General features: G+C 73.7%; 21 protein-coding genes. 12 read left to right on the forward strand and 9 right to left on the reverse strand.

The window, feature by feature from the left end; all coding sequences use genetic code 11:
* Positions 1-41: 41 nt before the first annotated feature.
* Positions 42-848: an SDR family NAD(P)-dependent oxidoreductase gene (locus R3E88_18745; GenBank protein ID MEZ4218521.1), complete on the reverse strand. Its 807-nt coding sequence runs from the start codon at positions 846-848 to the stop codon at positions 42-44.
* 170 nt (positions 849-1,018) lie between these two features.
* Between R3E88_18745 and R3E88_18750 the strand changes: the two genes are divergently transcribed.
* Both R3E88_18750 and R3E88_18755 read left to right on the forward strand, forming a co-directional pair.
* Entirely contained in the window at positions 1,019-1,714 is a 696-nt protein-coding gene (locus R3E88_18750) for a VTT domain-containing protein (protein MEZ4218522.1), read from the forward strand.
* A complete protein-coding gene (locus R3E88_18755; GenBank protein MEZ4218523.1) occupies positions 1,711-3,465 on the forward strand; it encodes an alkaline phosphatase family protein in 1,755 nt (584 codons plus the stop codon). Before R3E88_18750 ends, R3E88_18755 begins: the two co-directional genes overlap by 4 nt.
* Positions 3,466-3,509: 44 nt before the next feature.
* Here R3E88_18755 and R3E88_18760 read toward each other — a convergent pair whose 3' ends face one another.
* Positions 3,510-4,427: a TIGR03564 family F420-dependent LLM class oxidoreductase gene (locus R3E88_18760; protein MEZ4218524.1), complete on the reverse strand. Its 918-nt coding sequence runs from the start codon at positions 4,425-4,427 to the stop codon at positions 3,510-3,512.
* 156 nt (positions 4,428-4,583) lie between these two features.
* Here R3E88_18760 and R3E88_18765 point away from each other — a divergent pair, with 156 nt between their 5' ends.
* Together R3E88_18765 and R3E88_18770 are read left to right on the forward strand one after the other, a co-directional pair.
* Positions 4,584-5,153 (forward strand): CBS domain-containing protein, encoded by a 570-nt coding sequence (locus R3E88_18765; GenBank protein MEZ4218525.1) that lies wholly within the window; start codon positions 4,584-4,586, stop codon positions 5,151-5,153.
* A gap of 85 nt (positions 5,154-5,238) precedes the next feature.
* The gene (locus R3E88_18770; GenBank protein MEZ4218526.1) at positions 5,239-6,021 is read left to right on the forward strand and encodes an enoyl-CoA hydratase-related protein; all 783 of its coding nucleotides are present in this window, start codon (positions 5,239-5,241) and stop codon (positions 6,019-6,021) included.
* Between the two features lie 36 nt (positions 6,022-6,057).
* Here R3E88_18770 and R3E88_18775 read toward each other — a convergent pair whose 3' ends face one another.
* From R3E88_18775 to ilvB, 7 genes are read right to left on the reverse strand one after another with little or no spacing between them, the layout of a single operon-like run.
* The gene (locus R3E88_18775) at positions 6,058-6,477 is read right to left on the reverse strand and encodes a VOC family protein (protein MEZ4218527.1); all 420 of its coding nucleotides are present in this window, start codon (positions 6,475-6,477) and stop codon (positions 6,058-6,060) included.
* 9 nt (positions 6,478-6,486) lie between these two features.
* The gene (locus R3E88_18780) at positions 6,487-7,443 is read right to left on the reverse strand and encodes a TIGR03621 family F420-dependent LLM class oxidoreductase (GenBank protein ID MEZ4218528.1); all 957 of its coding nucleotides are present in this window, start codon (positions 7,441-7,443) and stop codon (positions 6,487-6,489) included.
* Positions 7,440-8,312: an SDR family NAD(P)-dependent oxidoreductase gene (locus R3E88_18785; protein MEZ4218529.1), complete on the reverse strand. Its 873-nt coding sequence runs from the start codon at positions 8,310-8,312 to the stop codon at positions 7,440-7,442. The genes R3E88_18780 and R3E88_18785 overlap by 4 nt, the downstream gene beginning before the upstream one ends.
* 33 nt (positions 8,313-8,345) lie before the next feature.
* Positions 8,346-9,407 carry a beta-eliminating lyase-related protein gene (locus R3E88_18790; protein MEZ4218530.1) on the reverse strand — a complete coding sequence of 354 codons (1,062 nt, stop codon included), beginning with the start codon at positions 9,405-9,407 and terminating at the stop codon, positions 8,346-8,348.
* Between the two features lie 7 nt (positions 9,408-9,414).
* A complete protein-coding gene (locus tag R3E88_18795) occupies positions 9,415-10,230 on the reverse strand; it encodes a dienelactone hydrolase family protein (protein ID MEZ4218531.1) in 816 nt (271 codons plus the stop codon).
* A gap of 31 nt (positions 10,231-10,261) precedes the next feature.
* Positions 10,262-10,849 (reverse strand): acetolactate synthase small subunit, encoded by a 588-nt coding sequence (gene ilvN, locus R3E88_18800; GenBank protein ID MEZ4218532.1) that lies wholly within the window; start codon positions 10,847-10,849, stop codon positions 10,262-10,264.
* A 14-nt stretch (positions 10,850-10,863) separates the two neighbouring features.
* Entirely contained in the window at positions 10,864-12,576 is a 1,713-nt protein-coding gene (ilvB, locus tag R3E88_18805; GenBank protein MEZ4218533.1) for a biosynthetic-type acetolactate synthase large subunit, read from the reverse strand.
* Positions 12,577-12,966: 390 nt separating this feature from the next.
* Between ilvB and R3E88_18810 the strand changes: the two genes are divergently transcribed.
* The 8 genes from R3E88_18810 (at position 12,967) to rapZ (ending at position 18,942) form a co-directional block, all read left to right on the forward strand.
* Positions 12,967-13,233, forward strand: a complete 267-nt coding sequence (locus R3E88_18810) for a hypothetical protein (GenBank protein MEZ4218534.1) — start codon at positions 12,967-12,969, stop codon at positions 13,231-13,233.
* Between the two features lie 85 nt (positions 13,234-13,318).
* The gene (lptC, locus tag R3E88_18815; GenBank protein MEZ4218535.1) at positions 13,319-13,858 is read left to right on the forward strand and encodes an LPS export ABC transporter periplasmic protein LptC; all 540 of its coding nucleotides are present in this window, start codon (positions 13,319-13,321) and stop codon (positions 13,856-13,858) included.
* Positions 13,855-14,793, forward strand: a complete 939-nt coding sequence (locus tag R3E88_18820) for an LptA/OstA family protein (GenBank protein ID MEZ4218536.1) — start codon at positions 13,855-13,857, stop codon at positions 14,791-14,793. Before lptC ends, R3E88_18820 begins: the two co-directional genes overlap by 4 nt.
* Complete coding sequence (lptB, locus tag R3E88_18825; GenBank protein ID MEZ4218537.1) at positions 14,790-15,518, forward strand: LPS export ABC transporter ATP-binding protein; 729 nt, start codon at positions 14,790-14,792, stop codon at positions 15,516-15,518. Before R3E88_18820 ends, lptB begins: the two co-directional genes overlap by 4 nt.
* A gap of 6 nt (positions 15,519-15,524) precedes the next feature.
* On the forward strand, positions 15,525-17,030 hold the full coding sequence (rpoN, locus tag R3E88_18830) for an RNA polymerase factor sigma-54 (GenBank protein ID MEZ4218538.1): 1,506 nt from the start codon (positions 15,525-15,527) through the stop codon (positions 17,028-17,030).
* Between the two features lie 63 nt (positions 17,031-17,093).
* Positions 17,094-17,555, forward strand: coding sequence for a PTS sugar transporter subunit IIA (locus R3E88_18835; protein ID MEZ4218539.1), 462 nt, complete (start codon positions 17,094-17,096; stop codon positions 17,553-17,555).
* Positions 17,556-17,569: 14 nt separating this feature from the next.
* Positions 17,570-18,079, forward strand: coding sequence for a hypothetical protein (locus tag R3E88_18840; protein ID MEZ4218540.1), 510 nt, complete (start codon positions 17,570-17,572; stop codon positions 18,077-18,079).
* Positions 18,076-18,942, forward strand: a complete 867-nt coding sequence (gene rapZ, locus R3E88_18845; GenBank protein ID MEZ4218541.1) for an RNase adapter RapZ — start codon at positions 18,076-18,078, stop codon at positions 18,940-18,942. Before R3E88_18840 ends, rapZ begins: the two co-directional genes overlap by 4 nt.
* Positions 18,943-18,990 lie beyond the last annotated feature (48 nt).

The raw sequence follows: 18,990 nt of genomic DNA on the forward strand, positions 1-18,990 counted from the left end.
CGGTCCCCGCACCTTGAGGGCCGGGAGCGCGGCCGCGCCGCTCAGAAGAGGCGACCGACTACCGCCGGGTGGCTCGCCGAGAGTCCGCCGCACACCGGGATCGCCTGCCCGTTCACGTAGGACGCGTCGTCGCTCGCCAGGAACGCCACGACCGCGGCGATCTCGCGCGTCTCGCCGGGACGCTCGAGCGGGTTCAGCTGGCCGATGCGGTCGCCCTTGCCGCTCGCTCGCGCGGCGTCGAACAGCGGCTGCGTCATCCCGGTCTCGACGAGGCCCGGGCAGACGGCGTTGACGCGGATTCCCGTGCCGCGCAGCTGGTGCGCACTCGTCTGCACGAGGCTCACGACGCCGGCCTTGGAGGCGCTGTACGGCGTCGGCCCCGCGCCCGAGCGCAGGCCGGCGACGGAGGCCGTCGCGACGAAGGCGCCGCCGCCCGCGCGCCGCATCGCCGGGACGGCGTGCTTCAGCGCGAGGAACGGACCGATCAGGTTCACGCGCAGCACGCGCTCCCATTCATCGACGTCGAGCTCCCAGAACGGGGCGAGCCGGCCGCTGACGCCCGCGTTCGCGAAGACGACGTCGAGGCCGCCGAGCGCGCGCTCCGTCTCGTCGACGAGCGCGCGCACGGCCGCGTCGTCGGCCGCGTCCGCGACGCGCAGCTCGAGCCGGTCGCGGAGCGATGCGCCGAGCGCGTCGCGCGTCCCGTCGAGGCCGCGCGCGTCGACGTCGGCGCACACGACGCGCGCGCCTTCGAGCGCGAAGCGGAGCGCCGTCGCGCGGCCGATGCCGCTCGCCGCGCCCGTCACGATGGCGCGCTTGCCGCGCAGCCGCTGCGGAACCGGCTCCATCCCCACCTCCGTCTCCCGCCCGCTGCCTCGCACTCCGTCCGTCGACGCCCGTCGACGCGGGCGCCGTGCCCGCCGCGGCGCGAGCGGCCGCAGGCGAGCGCGTCTAGCCTACGCGCGCGCCGCGCGGGGCGATAGCGCGCAGCGCGGGAGCCGAGCCAGGAGGAGGCGCGGTGCGGGCGACGACGCCGGGAGTACGGGTCCGACAGACGCTCGCGGTGCTCGCGATCGGCGCGTGCATCGGCGTCTCGGTGTGGGTCTACTCGACCTTCGGCTTCGACCTCGATCCGCGCACGCTGCGCGATCGCATCGAGGGCTTCGGCTGGATGGCGCCCGCGATCTACGTCGTCGCCGCCTCGCTCCGCCTCTTCCTCGGGCTGCCGTCGGGCGTCGTGATGAGCGCGGGCGGCCTGCTCTTCGGCCTCTGGGGCGGGCTCGCGTGGGGCTTCGTCGGCTTCATGGCGAGCTCGCTGCTCTCGTTCGCACTCGCGCGCGGTCTCGGCCGCGACGCGCTCGCGGGCCGGCTCGCGGGGCGCGCGCGCTGGATCGACGACGTCGTCTCGCGGCGCGGCGCGCCGTGGATGGCGCTCTACACGGCGGTGCCGGTGAGCGTGCTGACGCCCGCGCACATGGCCGCCGGCCTGTCGGGCATGGCGTTCGCGTCGTTCGCGCTCGCGGCGGCCGGCGGACTCGCGCCGCGGCTCGCGCTCTACAGCTTCTTCGGCGATGCCGTCGCGAACGGCGAGTGGGGCCGGGTCGCGGTCGCGGTCGTCGCGATCGCGGCCGCGGGCGCGCTGGGCACGCTCGCGGTGCGCCGGCTCGGCGCTGCGCGCGGCGGTGCGGACACCGAGCGAGGAGACGTCGGATGAGAACGGGAACGGGAACGGGAACGCGGCGAACGGGCCGTGCGCGGCTCGCGGTCGGCATTGCGTCGCTCGCGCTGCTCGTCCCGGTCGACGGCGCGCGCGCCGACGCCGTGGAAGCTGCCGCCTCTGCCGAGGCCGCCGCGCCGCCCGCGCTCGTCGTGCTGCTCACGGTCGATCAGCTGCGCCGCGATCGCCTCGACCCCGCGCTTCCGGGCGGGCTCGGGCGGCTCGCGCGCGAGGGCCTCTCGTTCGAGCGCGCGTCGCTCGCGCACGCCGGCAGCGAGACGTGCCCGGGCCACGTCGCCATCGCGACGGGTCGCCATCCGGGCCCGGCGGGCGCGCCCGCCAACGCGTTCGTCGACGCCGCGACGGGCGAGCTCCGCTACTGCGTGCAGGACGACCCCGAGACGGCCGGCGTCCTCGGGGCGGCGACGCCGGTCGGGCGCTCGCCGCGCGCGTTCCGGGTCGACGCGCTCGGCGATTGGCTCGACCGCGCGAACGGGGAGTCGCGCGTATTCGCCGTCGCGGGCAAGGACCGTTCGGCGATCGCGCTCGGCGGGCAGCATCCGGACGGCGCGTACTGGCTCGGCGACGCGGCGCCGCTCGGCTTCACGACGAGCCGCTACTACGCCGCCGAGCTCCCGGGCTGGGTCGCGGAGTGGAACGCGCACGCGCCGGCCCTGTCCGCGATTCCCGCGCAGTGGGAGCACGCCGTCACGCCCGCGCAGCTCGGCTCGGCGCGCATCGACGACTACGCGTTCGAGACGGCCGAGCACGGGCGCGCGAGCCCGCACGCGCTGCGCGGACGCGACGGCGCTCCCGCGCTCGCCGACGTCTACGTCTCGCCGTGGGTCGACACGCTGACGCTCGACTTCGCGTTCGCGCTGCTCGCGCGCCACGGTCTCGGCGACGACGCCGTGCCCGACCTGCTCGCCATCTCGCTCTCGGGCACCGACACCGTGGGCCACAACTGGGGGCCCGAGAGCCACGAGGCGTACGACGCGCTGCGGCGGCTCGATGCCGACGTCGGCGAGTTCCTGCGCGCGGTCGAGGCGCGCGTCGGGCGCGGGAGGCTCGTCGTCGCGCTGACCTCCGACCACGGAGTGCTGCCGCTTCCGGAGTGGCTCGCCGAGACGGGGCGCGCGACGTGTCCCGCGCCCGACGCGCGCATCGCGCTCGATCCGATGCGCCGGCGGCTCGACCGGCACCTGCACTTCGCGCTGTCGAGCGGGCTCGGCGTGCTGTGGCCGCGCGCCTGGGTGCACCACGCGGGGCTGCAGATCACGGTCGACCGCGCGCGCGCGGCGGCTGCCGGTCGCAGCGTCGACGAGGTCGCCGCGGTCGCGAAGGAGTGGCTCGAGCGCCAGCCGGGCGTCGTGCGCGCCTGGACGGCGGCCGAGCTCGACGCGAGCGCGGACGAGATGGCCGCGGCCTATCGCCGCTCGCGCGACCCCGAGCGCAGCGGCGACCTCGCCGTCGAGCCCGCCGAGGGCTGCCTCTTCACGACCTACGCGACGGGCACCACGCACGGCTCGCCCTGGCCCTACGATCGCGACGTCCCGCTCGTCCTGTGGGGCGCCGGCGTCGAACCGGGAGCCTCGGACGCCGAGGCCGCGACGGTGGACCTGGCGCCGACGCTCGCCGCGATGCTCGGCGTCGCGGTGCCGGACGACGTCGACGGGCACGTGCTCCCCGGCGTCCGCGCCGCGCCAGTGTCGGCGAACGCGGACGCGGACGGCGAGGCGGATCGTTAGGCGCGGCCGCGCGGCCCGTGTGGCCGAGCGCGCTCGTGCGCCGCTCAGCTCGCGGCTTCGGCGGCGAGGAAGGCGCGCGAGCGCTCGACGCTGCCCGGCTCGGCCTCGAACAGGCTCGCCGCGAAGTCCGTGACGCCGGCGTCGCGCAGGCCGCCGAGCGCCTCGCGCAGCGTGCGCTCGTCGCCGACGAGCGCCACGTCGCCGGGCGCGCTCGCGCCCTCGCGGTCGAGCATCGCGCGGTACGAGGGCAGCATCCCGTAGATCGAGAAGATCTTGCTCGCGGCCTCGCGCGCCGCGGCGACGTCGCGCACGAGCGCGACGGGCAGGGCGGCGACGACGCGCGGCGCCGGCCGGCCCGCGTCGGTCGCGGCCTTCCGCAGCGTCGGCGCGGTGAACTCGCCGAGCGTGCGCGGGCCCGTCATCCACGTCGCCGTGCCGTCGGCGAGGCGCCCGGCGACCTCGAGCATGCGCGGGCCGAGCGCCGCGACGATCACCGGCACGCGCGCCGCGCCCGCGACCGAGAGCCCCGCCTTCACGCGCCAGAGGTCGCCGGCGAAGTCGACGGGCTCGCCGCGCAGGAGCGGCGTCAGCACCTCGAGGTACTCGCGCATCTGCTTCGCGGGGTGGGCGTAGGAGAGGCCGAGCATGTCCTCGATCACGAGCTTGTGCGAGAGCCCGATGCCGAGCACGAAGCGGCCGCGCGAGGCCGCCTGCGCGGTCAGCGCCTGCTGCGCGAGCGCCACGGGGTGGCGCGGCTGCGCGGGCACGACGCCGGTCGAGAGCTCGATGCGCGACGTCTCGCGGCCCGCGATGGCGAGCGCGGTGATGGCGTCGACGCCGAAGATGTTCGGGAGCGACACGAACGCGAAGCCGTCGCGCTCGGCGCCGACGACCTCGTCGACGAGCGCGTCGACGCCGGCAGAGGGGTTCGAGACCACGGCGCTGACGAGTCCGACCTTCACGCGACACCTCCTGCGCCCTGCGGGCAGCGCGCTGCGGGCGGGCAGGGTATCGGATCGGGGCGCGCGGGTGGCGGGGACGTCGCGCGAGCCGGGGTGGAGCGCGTCGCCGGGCTGGTAGACTGCGCGCGAGCGGCCGGCCGCTCGGAGGAGACCGCGATGGCGGAAGACACCCTGCGCGAAGGCGAGGCGATGCCCGAGGCGATCGACGAGGAGTACTTCGAAGGGGCGGCCCGCGCGCTGCGCGTCTTCGACGCGTCGCTGCTCCGACAGCCGCTCGCCGGCCTGCACCGCCGCGCGCCCCTCGTCTTCTCGCCGAAGGCGACGATCGCGCAGGCGATGCGGGCCATGCAGCAGGAGCACCGCGGCTGCGTGCTCGCCACCGAGGACGGCACCACGCGAAGCCGCCTCGTCGGCATCTTCACCGAGCGCGACGTGCTGATCCGCATCATCGACCGCGGTCACAATCCGGCGACGCACACGCTCGGCGAGGTCATGACGACCGACCCCGAATGCCTGCCCGGCGAGGCGCACGTCGCCTGGGCGCTCAACCGGATGGAGGTCGGTGGCTTCCGGCACATTCCGGTGGTGGACGAGGGCGGGCGCCCGCTGCTCGTCGTGTCGATGAAGGACATCGTCGGGTTCCTGGTGTCCGCGTTCCCCGAAGAGGTGCTCAACCTCCCGCCGGAATTCGGCGCGGGCCGCTTCGCGACGCGCGACGGCGCCTAGCATCCCCATCCATCGCGTGCGCTCCGCACTCCGGGCGCACCCTGCGGCGCGCCGCCCGGCGAGCGCGCACCGAGGAGCCCTGCCCGTGAGCGATCCGCTCGTCCTGCTCGCTTCCGACGGCGCCGTCGCGCGCATCACCTTCAACCGGCCGGACGTCTACAACGCGATGAACCTCCCGTTCATGCGCGAGCTCCGCGCGGCGGCGGAGGCGTGCGCGAAGTCGGGCGCGCGCGCGGTCGTCCTGACCGGGGCGGGCAGGGCGTTCAGCGCCGGCGGCGACCTCGGCGCGTTCGCCGCGGCCCCCGACCCGGAAGCGGCCCTCCGCGAGATGGCGGACATCCTGCACGAGGCGGTCGAGATCTTCGCGCGCATGGACGCGCCGGTGATCGCGGCCGTGAACGGCACGGCGGCGGGCGCGGGGCTGTCGGTCGCGTGCATGTGCGACCTGGTCGTCGCCGCCGCCTCGGCGAAGTTCACCATGGCCTACACGAACGCCGGCCTCTGCCCCGACGGCAGCTCGACGTTCTTCGTGCCGCGCCTGATCGGGCTGCGCCGCACGCAGGAGCTCGTGTTCACGAACCGCGTGCTGTCCGCGGCAGAGGCGCTCGACTGGCAGCTCGTCACGCGCGTCGTGCCCGACGCGGAGCTCGAGGGCGAGGTGTCGAAGCTCGCCGCGCGCCTCGCCGCGGGGCCGACGCGGGCCTACGGCGTCGCGAAGCGCATGCTGCTCGCGTCGGCGGCGCGCGACCTGACCGAGCAGCTCGACCTCGAGAGCCGGTCGATCTCCGGGCTCTCCGCGACCCCCGACGGCCAGGAGGGCATCCGCGCCTTCCTCGACAAGCGCGCTCCCGCGTTCACGGGGCGCTAGGCGGCCGCGCGCGTCGCGCCCCTGCGCTCGGTCGCCTCAGTCGCCGAGCGGCTGGGCGAGCTCGATCAGGTGGCCGTCCGGGTCGCGCACGTAGGCCGTGCGCTGCCCCCAGAAGCGATCCGTCGGCTCCTTCACGGGCGCGGCTCCCGCGGCGACGATCTCGGCGAAGGCCGCGTCGACGTCGGCGACGAGGAAGCCGATCTCGAAGCGATCGCGCAGCGGCGCGTCGCCCTCCGCGCCGCGCGCGGGCGCCGGCGGCGGCTCGATCGGCCGGCCGAGCGTCGCGGCCATCGCCTCGCGCGTGTAGAGGGCGAGGCGCGTCGGGCCGGTGACGAGCTGCGCGTAGCCGCCCGTGCGGTGCGACAGCGAGATGCCGAGCACGTCCGTGTAGAAGGCCACGGCGCGGTCGAGGTCCTCGACGACGAGCACGGTGTAGTCGAGCTGGAAGAGCCGCATGCCGGCCGCCTAACGTTGCGACAGCGGCGCGACGACGTGCTCGGCGAACGTCTCGAGTGCCTCGCGGTCGCGCGCCTGCACGACGACGTAGGAGATCCCGAGCTCCTCGCGTCGCCGCTCGAGGCGCTCGCGCACCTCGGCGGGCGACCCGGTCAGGAAGAGCGGACAGTCGGCCACCTGCTCGACCGTCATGCCGCTGCCCTTCGCGAGCGCTTCGCGCAGCGGCTTCGGATCGTCGGTGAGGGCGGTGACGAAGACGAGCGAGCTCCACTCGATCGCGTCGGCCGAGCGCCCGGCCGCCTCGGCGGCCTCGCGCACCCAGCGCACCTTCTCGCGCATCCGCTCGGGCGCGCAGTCGGCGGCCGTCCCGGCGGTGACGCGCCCCTCGTGCACCTTCGGGTTGAGCCCCACGATGTCCGCGTGCGCGCCGGCGAGCGCGAGCAGCTTCGGGCCGCCGCCGCCGATCATGAGTCGCGGCGGCGGCAGGGCGCCGAGCGGCGCGGCGGCCGCGACGTCGCGCACCCGGTAGTGCTCGCCCTCGAACGTCGTGCGTTCGTTCGTCCACATCGACCGGAGGATGGCGAGCGCCTCGGCGAGACGCGCGATGCGCACGCCGGCGCGATCGAACGGAAGGCCGGCCTCGTCGTAGTCGCTCTGCATCCAGCCGGCGCCGATCCCGAACTCGTGCCGGCCCCCCGACACGATCTGCAGCGTCGCCGCGGCCTTCGCGAGCACGACGGGGTGGCGGTAGTCGACGTCGTAGACGAGCGAGCCGACGGCGACGCGCTGCGTGACGGCCGCGACCGCGGCGAGCGCCGTGACCGGCTCCCACTGGTCGCCGAAGTGGTCGGGCCAGAGCACGCTCGCGTAGCCGAGCGCCTCGACGTGCTCGACCCACTCCTGCCACTCGCCGGCCGGAAGCTGCGAGAACTGGACGCCGAAGCGGAACGGGGCGTGCGCGCTCACCGCGCCTCTCCCGCGCCGGCGCCGGGCTCGGGGACCGGCAGGCCGAGGCTCGGGTTGCGGCCTTCGCGCACGTCGTCGAGGCGCTGGTCGCAGAGGCGGCGCCACACCGCGTCGTCGGACAGCACGTAGAAGCGTTCGTCGCGGATCGCGCGCACGACGCGCTCGGCCATCACGCTCGGCGCGAGCCCGGACTTCGCGGCCTGCGCCGTGCTCTCGACGATGAGCGCCTTCATCGCACTCGCGTCCTCGGTGCGCAGCGCGGCGGGGCGGTTGCGTTCGGCGAGGCCGATGTCGGTGTCCACCATCTCGGGGCACAGCACGGAGACGCGCAGCTTCGAGCCCGTCTGCAGGAGCTCCTTGTAGAGGCACTCGGAGAGCGCGACGACGCCGTGCTTGCTCACGTGGTAGACGGTCGCCATCGGCACGCACGTGACGCCCGCCATCGACGCGACGTTCACGACGTGGCCCTCCGTTCCCTGCGCCTCCATGCGCGGCACGAAGCTGCGCACGCCGTGGACGACGCCGTAGAGGTTGACGCCGAGCACCCAGTGCCAGTCGGCGAGCGGCGTGTCCCACGTGAAGCCCCCAGAGAGGACGCCGGCGTTGTTGCAGAGCACGTCGACGCGCCCGAAGGCCTCGAAGCTCGCGTCGGCGAGGCGGTCGACGGCCGCCGCGTCGGCGACGTCGGTCGGCACGCCGACGATCTCGCCGCGGCTCGCGAGCGCGGAGACGACGTCGCGCAGGCGGGGCGCCTCGACGTCGGCCGCGACGACGCGCATGCCCTCGTCGAGGAATCGCTCGGCGAGCGCGCGCCCGATGCCGCTCGCGGCGCCGGTCACGACCGCGACCCGGTCCTTCAGCTCCTTCACGGGGTCCTCCTCTGCGGGGTCGGCGCGCGCGGCCTAGCCGGCCGCGCGCGCGATGGCGACGAGCGCGTCCACGTCGTCGCGCGTCGTGTCGAAGCTGCACAGGAAGCGCTGCACGCGCTCCTCGGGCGGCCCGAACGGATGATAGGCGTAGCCGGCGGCGCGCAGCGCGCGATCGACGCGCTCGGGGAGGCGCGCGAACACGCCGTTCGTCTCGACCGGGTGGCGGAGCTCGGCGCCCGCGTCCGCGAGGCCGCGTGCGAGTGCGGCCGCCATCGCGTTCGCGTGCGCGGCGTGGCGCAGCCACGCGCCGCTCTCGAGCACGGCGGCGAAGGGCGCCGTCGCGAATCGATGCTTCGAGAGCAGGTGCCCCGTGCTCTTGCGCAGGAACGGGAAGCGCGCGCTCGCGCGGCGCCGCACGGCGTCGTCGCCCTGGCGGAAGAACAGCACCGCCTCGCCGAACGCGAGGCCGTTCTTCGTGCCGCCGAACGAGAGCGCGTCGACGCCGCAGTCGTTCGCGAGCGCGCGCGGCGCGCAGCCGAGTGCGGCCACCGCGTTCGCGAAGCGCGCGCCGTCGACGTGGACGCGGTAGCCGAGCGCGTGCGCGCGCTCGCAGAGCGCGCGCAGCTCGGCGGGGCGGTACAGCGTGCCGAGCTCGGTCGGGTTCGAGAGCGTGAGCACGCCGGGCTGCGGCTCGTGCACGTCGCCGGGCGTCGCGCGCGCGAGCGGGGCGAGGTCGCCGGGCGCGAGACGGTCGCTTCCGGGTGTCCCGAGCGCGCGCGTGCGACATCCCGTGATGCGTTCGGGCGCCGTCGATTCGTGGCGCGCCCAGTGGCTCTCGACGTGGCAGGCGACCTGCTCCCAGGGCTCGACGAGCGCGGCCACCGCGAGCGTGTTCGCCGCGGTGCCGGTCGCGACGAAGTGCACGGCGACGTCGTCGCCGAAGAGGCGCTCGAATGCGCCCGCGGCGCGCGCCGTCGCCGCGTCGGCGCCGTAGCCAGGCGCGTGGCCCTCGCCGTTGGCGGCGACGAGCGCGGCCAGCGCCTCGGGACAGAGGCCCGAGGCGTTGTCGCTCTGGAAGCCGCGCGCGGGGGGCATCGCGACGCTAGGCCGGAGCCGCGACGCACAGCCGCTCGCGGAAGAAGGCGAGCGTGCGCTCGAGGGCCGCGCGCGTCGGGTGGCCCTCGGCGTCGACGAGGTCGGTCGTGAGCACGCTGTGCGCGCTGCGCGCGATGCCGTGCGCGTTGCCGGGCGAGGAGTCGATTTCGATGCCCTCGAAGCCCGCGCCGAGCTCGTCCCGCAGGCGCTCGAAGCGCTCGGGCGGGCACATCGGGTCGCGCGTGAAGCGCAGGCCGAGCACGCAGCTGCCGTCGCTCGCGACGCGGCGCTTCGCCGCGGCGAGCTCGTCGTCCGAGACGTGCAGCCCGCGGCGCCGCTCGCGACCGATCGGGAACGGGAGCGAGGGCTGGCAGAGCACGGGGGCGGCGACCGCCGGGTCGACGAGCAGCGCGAGCGCGAAGTTCCCGGTGAGGCACATGCCGAGCGCGCCGACGCCGGGCCCGCCGCAGTCGGCGTGGACGGCGCGGCACAGCGCGCGCAGCCAGCGCGTGATCGGGCTCGAGCCGTTCGACGCGAGCACGTGGAACTCGCGCGAGATGCACGCGCGCGCGATCTGCCCGAGCGCATAGCCGGCGGAGATCGGGCGGCCGAGCGTTCCGAACAGCTCGGGCAGCGCGACGTGGAAGCCCTCCGCGACGAGGCGCTCGGCGAAGGCCGCGACCTGGGGCGTGATGCCGGGGATCTCGTGCATCACGACGATGCCGGGGCCGCGCCCGCCGCGGTGGACGAGGCGCGTCGCGCCGTCGTGCGCGAACGTCGTGGCTTCGAACCCGGTGAGCGCGACGGGGGCCGCCTCGGACATCCGCTCCTCCGCGCGCGGCCCGCGGGCCGGCTCAGGTCGTCGCGCGGCCGCGGGCCATCACGAGCTTGCCCGAGCGGACGAGCTCGGTGATGTCGAAGTCGGCGAGCAGGCGGAGCAGGGCGTCGAGCTTGTCGCTCGCACCGTACACGCGCAGGATCATGCTGTCGTTGCCGTAGTCGACGACCTTCGCGCCGAAGTGCTCGGCGAGCTGGAGCAGCTCGGAGCGCTCCTCCTTCGACTCGCACTCGACCTTCACGAGCGCGATCTCCGTCTCGTAGGCCGCGTCGCCGGTGTGGTCGATCGCGTGCACGACGTCCACGAGCTTCGTGAGCTGCTTGATCATGTGGCCGAGCGTCGCGCGCTCGCCCGAGCACGTGATCGTCATGCGCGAGAAGCCGGTCTCCTTGGCGGGGCTCACGACGAGGCTCTCGATGTTGTAGCCGCGGCGCGCGAAGACGAGCGCGACGCGCACGAGCACGCCGGGCTTGTCGGCGACGAACAGCGAGATCGTGTGGACCTCGCTCGCGTCCTTCGTCGCGACGAACGCGGAGCGCTCGTCGCGCGTGCGGCGCGGGGCGGCGGCGGTGCGCCGCGCGGGGCTCGGGACCGTGGCGGACATGCGCGCGCTCCTCGTCACGTGCTGCCGACCGGCTTGTCGAGCCGCTCGGTCGGAGGTTCGATGATCATCGCCGAGAGCGGCGCGCCGGACGGGATCATCGGGAAGACGTTGTCCTCCTTCACGACCTCCGCCACGACGACCGCGGGCCCCGCGTGGGCCTGCGCCTCGGCGAGGATGCGGTCGACGTCCGCGGGCCGCTTGATGCGCCACGCGTGGATCCCGTAGGCGTTGGCGAGCTTCACGAAGTCGGGGTTGCCCTCGAGGTCGACGCCGGAGAGCCGGTTCTCGAAGAACAGCTCCTGCCACTGGCGCACCATGCCCAGGTAGTTGTTGTTGACGACGAGGCACTTGACCGGGAGATCGTGGATCGCCGCGGTGGCGAGCTCCGAGAGCGTCATCTGGAAGCCGCCGTCGCCGACCACCGCCCACACCGTCTTGCCCGGGCAGCCGAACTGCGCGCCGATCGCGGCCGGGAAGCCGAAGCCCATCGTTCCCGCGCCGCCCGACGAGAGCCAGTGGCGGTTCGTCGTCGCCTTGCAGAACTGCGCGGCCCACATCTGGTGCTGGCCCACGTCGGTCGTGATGATCGCGTCGCCGCGCGTCAGGGCGTGGAGCCGGTCGAGCACGTGCTGCGCGCGCAGGCCGCCCTGCTTCGGGTACTTGAGCGGGAACTGCCGGCGCCAGCGCTCGCACTGCGCGAGCCAGGCCTCGGTGTCCGCCGCCTCGACGAGCGGCACGAGATCCTCGAGCACCAGGCGCGCGTCGCCCTCGATGCAGACGTCGCACTCGATGATCTTCCCGAACTCGGCCGGGTCGACGTCGACGTGGATCTTCACCGCGTCCTTGCAGAACTCGTCGACCTTGCCCGTGATGCGATCGTCCCAGCGCGCGCCGATCGCCATGATGAGGTCGCAGCCGTCGACGGCCTTGTTGGCGTAGGCCGTTCCGTGCATGCCGAGCATGCCGAGGTGCAGCGGATGCGTCTCGTCCGCCGCGCCCTTGCCGAGCAGCGTGTTCACCATCGGTGCGCGCAGCTTCTCGGCGAGCGAGACGACGGCCTTCCCCGCGCCCGAGATCACCGCGCCGTGACCCACGTAGAGCACCGGCCGCTTCGCGCTCTTGAGGTGCTCGGCGGCGGCCGCGATCGCGTCGGGGTCGCCGCGGCCCGGCACGCGGTAGCCGGGGAGGTCGACGCGGTCGACGAACGCCGCCGTGCACGGCCCCTGCGTGACGTTCTTCGGGAGGTCGATCAGCACGGGGCCCGGCCGGCCGGTGGTGGCGATGTGGAAGGCCTCGCGCGCGATGCGCGGGATGTCGGCCGCGTCCTTCACCAGGTAGCTGTGCTTCACGACCGGATAGGTGATGCCCGTGACGTCGGCCTCCTGGAACGCGTCGCTCCCGAGCAGCGGCGTGATCTGCTGGCCGCACAGCACGATCATGGGGACCGAGTCCATCTGGGCGGTGAGGAGGCCGGTGACGGTGTTGGTCGCGCCCGGGCCCGACGTCACGAGCACGACGCCCGGCCGGCCGGTCGCGCGCGCATAGCCGTCGGCCATGTGCGTGGCGCCCTGCTCGTGGCGGGTCAGGATCAGCTGGATCTTCGAGTCGACGAGCGCATCGAAGATGGGCATCGCAGCGCCGCCCGACAGGCCGAAGATGTACTCGACCCCCTCGCGTTCGAGGCACTGGATGAGCTTCTCTGCTCCGGTCGGGGTTCGCTTGTCCATTTGTCGGGTCCTGGTCCCGGAAGGGCGGATCGATTCGGTGGTCACACGCGGATCTTTCGGAGGTCGGCCCGGAATGCCCGGGCGAGAGCCGCCGGATATTGCACCCTTCGGACGAAGATGGCCAGCCCTTCGATCGATCGGCCCGAAAAATGTGCGATCCCGATCAGAATCCTTGGGGATGTGCCCCGCGATCCCTGGAACATTGCGATTCAGAACGACGTTCGCATGAAGAATCGGGAGATTTCGGGGCGAAGATCGGCTCACGCGCAGAGACCGGACGGGTCGCTCGGAGACGCAGCTCCGCGCGGGGCCGGTCGGACGCGGGGCTCGTGTCGTCCCGGCAGCGCGTCGATGGACGCGATACGCTGCGCCGCCGGAGGTGGACCCGCCGTGCAATTCCTCGCCCGACCTCTCCTCGCCCGCCCGATCGCCCGCCGGCTCACCTCGGCCTTCCTGCTGGCGATCCTGCTCGGCGCGGCGCCGCTCGCCGCCCGCGCCGACGACTACGATTCGAAGCGCTCCGGCCATCCCCTCCGCATCGCGGCCTACGTCCTGTACCCGGTCGGGCTGCTCGTCGACACGCTGATCTTCCGGCCGGCCCATTGGGTCGGGTCGCACGAGCCGTTCCGGACCGTGTTCGGCCACGAGGTCGACTAGCGGCCCACTTCCGGGCAGCGCGATCCGAGGCCGAACGCGTTCGAGGCGCTTCCCGGATCGTCGGCGGCTGGTACAGTTGTTGCACATGCCGCCCGTCCCCGATCGAACCGCCTCGCTGCGCCGTGCCGCGTCGCCCTGCGTCTCCGCCGTCGCGCTCGCGTTCCTCGCCGTCTCCGCCGCCCCTGCCAGCTACGCGCAGGCGCCTCCGCTCGACCTCACCGGCATGACCTTCGTCTCGAGCACGGACGACGACACGGAGGTCGTCGTGCGCGCGGAGACCGCGCGCTACCGCCCCGACGCCGACGTCGCGGACCTCGACCGCGTGACGGCCTTCGTCCATCCGAGCCCGGGGAAGACGATCGAGATCCGCTGCGACGAAGGCACGCTGAATCTCGACAGCAACAGCTTCTGGGCGCGCGGCAACGTCCGCGGGCGCACGGACGACGGACGCGAGTTCCGGGCTCCGTGGGTGCGCTACAGCCACGAGGAAGGCCTGCTCTACACGAACGCGCCCGTCCGCATCGCGGAGGCCGGGACGACGCTCGAGGGCGGTGGCTTCCGCTACTACGTACGCGAGGACCGCTTCCGCTTGCTAGGCGGCGCGACGGTGGTGCAGGAGCCGTGAGGCGGCGGGGCATCGCGATCGCGCTGGCCGTCGCGCTCGTCGGCGGTGCCGCGGCGGCGCCCGCGCGGGCGGCGGCGCGGCTCGTGCTCGGCCCGATCGCGACGGCCGAGGGCGGGGAGCCCGGTCTGGCCGCGAGGCTGCGCGACGCGGTTGCGGCGGATCCATCGTTCGCGCTCGTCGCGCCGACCGGCGAAGCGGCTGCCGCGGAAGGGGCGGTGCCGCCGCGCGCGGACGCCGACCGCGTGCGGGCCTGGTCGCGGGCCGCGGGCGGCGCGCCGGTGCTCGTCGGCGAGGTCGGTGCCGGCGGGGCTCGCCTCGAGCTGCGCTCGGGCCACAGCGGCGGCGTGGCGGAAGCGTGGGACGTTCCCTCCGGTTCGGGGGCAGCTGAAATCGAGCGGGTGCTCGCTTCTGTTCGGAACGCCGTTCTAGAAATGGAGGGCCCCGCGGTCGGCACCGGGCCGCCCGAGACCGTCGAGGACGCGGCCGGGCGGGCGACCCTGCGGCGGGACGAGCCCATCTCCATCCGCTCCGAGCAGCTCGACGTCATCAGCCAGGAGGGCCGGCGCCACCTCGTCTTCCGCGATCGTGTCGTCGTGCGGCAGGGCGACATCGAGCTCCGCACCGAGCGGCTCGACGCGTTCTACGCGCCGGGCGACTCGCAGCCCGAGCGCCTCGTCGCGCGCGGGAAGGTCGAGGTCGTGCAGGGCGACCGCGTCGCGCACTGCGACGAGGCCGTCTACGTGCGCGCCGACGACACGGTCGTGTGCAGCGGCCGCGCCGAGCTCGTGCAGGGCTGCGACGTCGTGCGCGGCGAGCGCCTCGAGTTCGACCTCGAGCGCGAGCACTTCCGCGTGACGGGGGCGGCCTCGGTCGAGCTGGGCGGAGAGGGCGCCGCGTGCCCGCCGGCCGGCGCGGACGCGGAGCACGCCTCGTGACGGCCGTCCTCTCCGCGCGCGGGCTCTGCAAGCGGTACGGCGACAAGGACGTCGTCCGCGACGTCTCGCTCGAGGTGCACGGCGCCGAGGTGGTCGGCCTGCTCGGCCCCAACGGCGCCGGCAAGACGACCACCTTCAACATGATCGCCGGAAGCGTTCGCCCCACGAGCGGTGAGGTCTTCCTCGGGGATCGCGCGATCACCGAGCTGCCGATGTACCGCCGGGCGCGGCTCGGGATCACCTACCTGCCGCAGGAGGCGTCGATCTTCCGGCGCCTCACGGTGGCCGACAACGTGAACGCAATTCTCGAGACGGTGGAACCGGATCGCGCCCGGCGCCGCGAGCGCCTTCGCGAGCTGCTCGCCGAGCTCGGGCTCACGGAGAAGGCGAACCGCCGCGGCGACGCGCTCTCGGGCGGCGAGCGTCGGCGCGTCGAGATCACGCGCGCCCTCGTGCTCGACCCGAAGTACCTGATGCTCGACGAACCCTTCGCGGGCGTCGACCCGATCGCCGTGATCGACATCCAGAAGATCATCGAACAGCTCAAGGACCGCGGGATCGGCGTCGTTATCACCGACCACAACGTCCGCGAGACGCTGTCGATCTGCGATCGCGCCTACATCATCAAGGACGGCCGCATCCTGCGACTCGGAACGCCCGCCGAGATCGCCGAGGACCCCGAGGTCCGCGAAGTCTACCTGGGCGCGAACTTCCGGTTGGGTTAGGCGAAGATGGCGATCGAGCTGAAGCAGCAGGTCAAGCTCAGCCAGCAGCTGGTGATGACGCCGCAGCTGCAGCAGGCGATCAAGCTGCTCCAGCTCAACCGGCTCGAGCTGCAGGCGCTCGTCCAGCAGGAGCTGCAGGAGAACCCGGTGCTCGAGGAGACCCTCGAGCAGGAGGACCCGACGCCGGGCGAGCTCTCCGACGAGTCGCCCGAGGAGCGCACCCCGGAGCCCACCGCGACGGCCGACGAGGTCGCGGAGATGACGAGCCCGGTCAGCGAGCCCGAGCCCGAGGCGCAGACCGAGGAAGCCAGCAACGCCGACAAGATCGACGACATCGACTGGCAGAACTACCTCGACTCGAACCCCCACACCGGAATGGACGCGCCGCGCGTCGCCGGCGACGATGATCGGCCGTCGATCGAGGCCACGCTCAGCAATCGCGAGACGCTGACGAGCCACCTCGAGTGGCAGCTCCACCTCTCGGACCTCGACGAGGACGAGGCGGCGGTCGCGCGCTGGGTGATCGGCAACATCGACGACGACGGCTACCTGCGCTCGACGGCCGAGGAGATCGCGCGCCAGAGCGGCGCCGACGAGGAGCTCGTCGAGCGCGCGATCGGCAAGGTGCAGGGCTTCGACCCGGTCGGCGTCGGCGCGCGCGACCTGCGCGAGTGCCTGCTGCTGCAGCTCGCGGCGCTCGGCATCGACGACCCGATCGTGCTCGCGATCGTCGGCGACCACACCGACCTGCTGCGCAAGCGCGACTTCCGCGGGCTCGCGAAGGCGCTGTCGATCCCGCTCGAGGAGGTGGCGGCGGCGGCGCGCGTGATCGGGCAGCTCGAGCCCTGGCCGGGCCGTGCGTTCGGCGGCGACGACCCGATCTACATCACGCCCGACATCTACGTGTACAAGATCGGCGACGACTTCCACGTCGTGCTCAACGAGGACGGCCTGCCGAAGCTGCGGATCAGCAACATGTACCGCGAGGTGCTCGCGAACGGGAAGCGCGTCGAGAAGGACACGCGCGAGTACGTGCACGACAAGGTGCGCTCCGCGATGTGGCTGATCAAGTCGATCCACCAGCGGCAGCGCACGATCTACAAGGTGATGCAGAGCATCATCAAGTACCAGCGCGAGTTCTTCGAGAGCGGCGTCCAGCACCTGCGGCCGCTGAACCTGCGCGACGTCGCCGACGACATCGGCATGCACGAGTCCACCGTCAGCCGCGTGACGACCAACAAGTACGTCCACACGCCGCAGGGCATCTTCGAGCTGAAGTACTTCTTCAACTCGGGCGTCGGCAAGTTCGACGGCGACGCGGTGTCGAGCGAGACGGTGAAGGAGAAGATCCGCACCATCATCGCCAACGAGGACCCGCGGCGACCGCTGTCGGACCAGCGGATCGCCGAGATGCTCAAGGTGGCGGACATCGACATCGCGCGGCGCACCGTCACGAAGTACCGCGAGGCGATGAACCTGCTCAGCTCGACGAAGCGGCGCCAGATCGGATAGGCTCCGCGCCCCGCCCGACCGAGCGCGCCGAGGCCGCGCCGCCCGCCGTTCCACGGAGCCCCCATGAAGGTATTGGACATCCTCGTGCGCGAGGCCTCGATCCTCGACCTCGCCGCGACCGACAAGGAGGGCGTGCTGCGCGAGCTCGCGCACGCGCTCGCCGGGGCCGAGCCGAACGTCGACGAGGCCACGCTGCTGCGCGTGCTGACGGAGCGCGAGAACCTCCAGAGCACGGGGATCGGCGACTCGGTCGCCATCCCGCACGGGAAGCTCGCCGGCATCGACCGCCTGCTCGCGGCCTTCGCGCGCAGCCGCCCGGGTGTCGACTTCGACGCCATCGACGGACAGCCGACGCAGCTCTTCTTCGTACTCGTCGTGCCCGAGCACTCGGGCGGTCAGCACCTGAAGGCGCTCGCGCGCATCTCGCGCTTCCTGCGCGACGAGTCGTTCCGCGAGCGGCTGGTCGCGGCGAAGTCCCTCGACGAGGTCTTCCGCGCGATCGAGGAAGAGGACGCCAAGTTCTGAGCGCCCCGCTCGAGGTGCACGGCACGCTCGTCCGGGTGCACGGCTCGGGCGCGCTGCTCGTCGGGCCGAGCGGGATCGGCAAGAGCGAGTGCGCGCTCGACCTCGTCGCGCGCGGCCACGCGCTCGTCGCGGACGACGTCGTGCGCATCGAGCGCCGCGGCGACGCGCTGGTCGGCACGGCGCCGCCGCTGATCCGCTCCTTCCTCGAGATCCGCGGTCTCGGCCTGCTCTACCTTCCCGACCTCTACGGCGAGGCCGCCGTGTGCGTGGAGGCGTCCGTGGATCTCGTGTGTCGGCTCGAGGAGTGGCGCGAGGGCGTCGAGTTCGACCGCATCGGCGCCGAGCGCGCGACCGAGGAGCGGGCCGGCGTCGCGGTTCCCGTGCTGCGCCTGCCCGCGCGGCCGGCCGGCAGCATGGCGACGCTCGTCGAGGCCGCCGTGCGCGAGCAGCGGCTGCGCGCGTCGGGCGCGACGTCCGCGGCCGCGCGCATCGACGAGGCGCTGCGCGAGGGGCGGCGCGGATGAGCGACGACGTCGAGATCGTCTTCGTCAGCGGGCTCTCGGGAAGCGGCAAGTCGACCGCGATGGCCGCGCTCGAGGACGCGAGCTTCTACTGCGTCGACAACCTGCCCCCGCAGCTGATCCCGCAGTTCGTCGACCTGTGCCGCAAGGCGACGCCGCCGATCGCGAAGGTCGCGATCGCGGTCGACACGCGCGAGCGGCGCTTCCTGCAGGGCTTCCCGGCGGCCGTCGCCGAGCTGCGCGGCGCCGGCGCGCGCGTGCGCATCGTGTTCCTCGACTGCGCGGACGAGGTGCTCGGCAACCGCTACCGCGAGACGCGGCGCGTGCACCCGCTCTCGCCCGCCGGGAGCGTCGACGAAGGCATCGCGCGCGAGCGGGCGCTGCTCGTCGACGTCGCCCAGCTCGCCGACGCGCGCATCGACACCTCGGCGCTCAACGTCCACCAGCTCAAGGAGGCGGTGATCCGCCAGGTCGAGGGCCGGAGCGCGCAGACCGTCGTCAACATCCTCTCGTTCGGCTTCCGCTTCGGCCCGCCGAACGCCGCGGAGCTGCTGTTCGACGTGCGCTTCCTCCCGAACCCCTACTTCGACGAGCGCCTGCGCGCGCACACGGGTCTCGAGGAGGAGGTCGCCGCCTACGTGCTCGAGAACGAGGTCGCGACGGCCCTCGTCGAGCGCCTCGACGGGCTGCTCGACTTCCTGCTCCCCCTGTACGATCGCGAGGGAAAGGCGTATGTGACGGTGGGCGTGGGCTGCACGGGTGGACGGCACCGCTCGGTGGCGGTCGCGCGGCGCCTCGCGGAGTCGTTGCGGGCAGGCGGCCGGGAGGTCAACGTCGAGCACCGCGACGTGGCGCGAGAGGGCTGAGCGGCTCGCGCGGGAACGCGCGGCGGGGCACGCGTACCCGGGCGTACC

The organism is Myxococcota bacterium (assembly GCA_041389495.1).
GTDB lineage: Bacteria > Myxococcota_A > UBA9160 > UBA9160 > UBA4427 > JAWKRT01.

Excerpts from the sequence above, each read along its gene's own strand:
- R3E88_18745 (MEZ4218521.1), bottom strand. The coding sequence starts at position 848 with ATGGAGCCGGTTCCGCAGCGGCTGCGCGGCAAGCGCGCCATCGTGACG.
- R3E88_18755 (MEZ4218523.1), top strand. The coding sequence starts at position 1,711 with ATGAGAACGGGAACGGGAACGGGAACGCGGCGAACGGGCCGTGCGCGG.
- R3E88_18765 (MEZ4218525.1), top strand. The coding sequence starts at position 4,584 with ATGGCGGAAGACACCCTGCGCGAAGGCGAGGCGATGCCCGAGGCGATC.
- R3E88_18775 (MEZ4218527.1), bottom strand. The coding sequence starts at position 6,477 with ATGCGGCTCTTCCAGCTCGACTACACCGTGCTCGTCGTCGAGGACCTC.
- R3E88_18790 (MEZ4218530.1), bottom strand. The coding sequence starts at position 9,407 with ATGCCCCCCGCGCGCGGCTTCCAGAGCGACAACGCCTCGGGCCTCTGT.
- R3E88_18795 (MEZ4218531.1), bottom strand. The coding sequence starts at position 10,230 with ATGTCCGAGGCGGCCCCCGTCGCGCTCACCGGGTTCGAAGCCACGACG.
- ilvN (MEZ4218532.1), bottom strand. The coding sequence starts at position 10,849 with ATGTCCGCCACGGTCCCGAGCCCCGCGCGGCGCACCGCCGCCGCCCCG.
- ilvB (MEZ4218533.1), bottom strand. The coding sequence starts at position 12,576 with ATGGACAAGCGAACCCCGACCGGAGCAGAGAAGCTCATCCAGTGCCTC.
- lptC (MEZ4218535.1), top strand. The coding sequence starts at position 13,319 with ATGCCGCCCGTCCCCGATCGAACCGCCTCGCTGCGCCGTGCCGCGTCG.
- rpoN (MEZ4218538.1), top strand. The coding sequence starts at position 15,525 with ATGGCGATCGAGCTGAAGCAGCAGGTCAAGCTCAGCCAGCAGCTGGTG.
- R3E88_18835 (MEZ4218539.1), top strand. The coding sequence starts at position 17,094 with ATGAAGGTATTGGACATCCTCGTGCGCGAGGCCTCGATCCTCGACCTC.
- rapZ (MEZ4218541.1), top strand. The coding sequence starts at position 18,076 with ATGAGCGACGACGTCGAGATCGTCTTCGTCAGCGGGCTCTCGGGAAGC.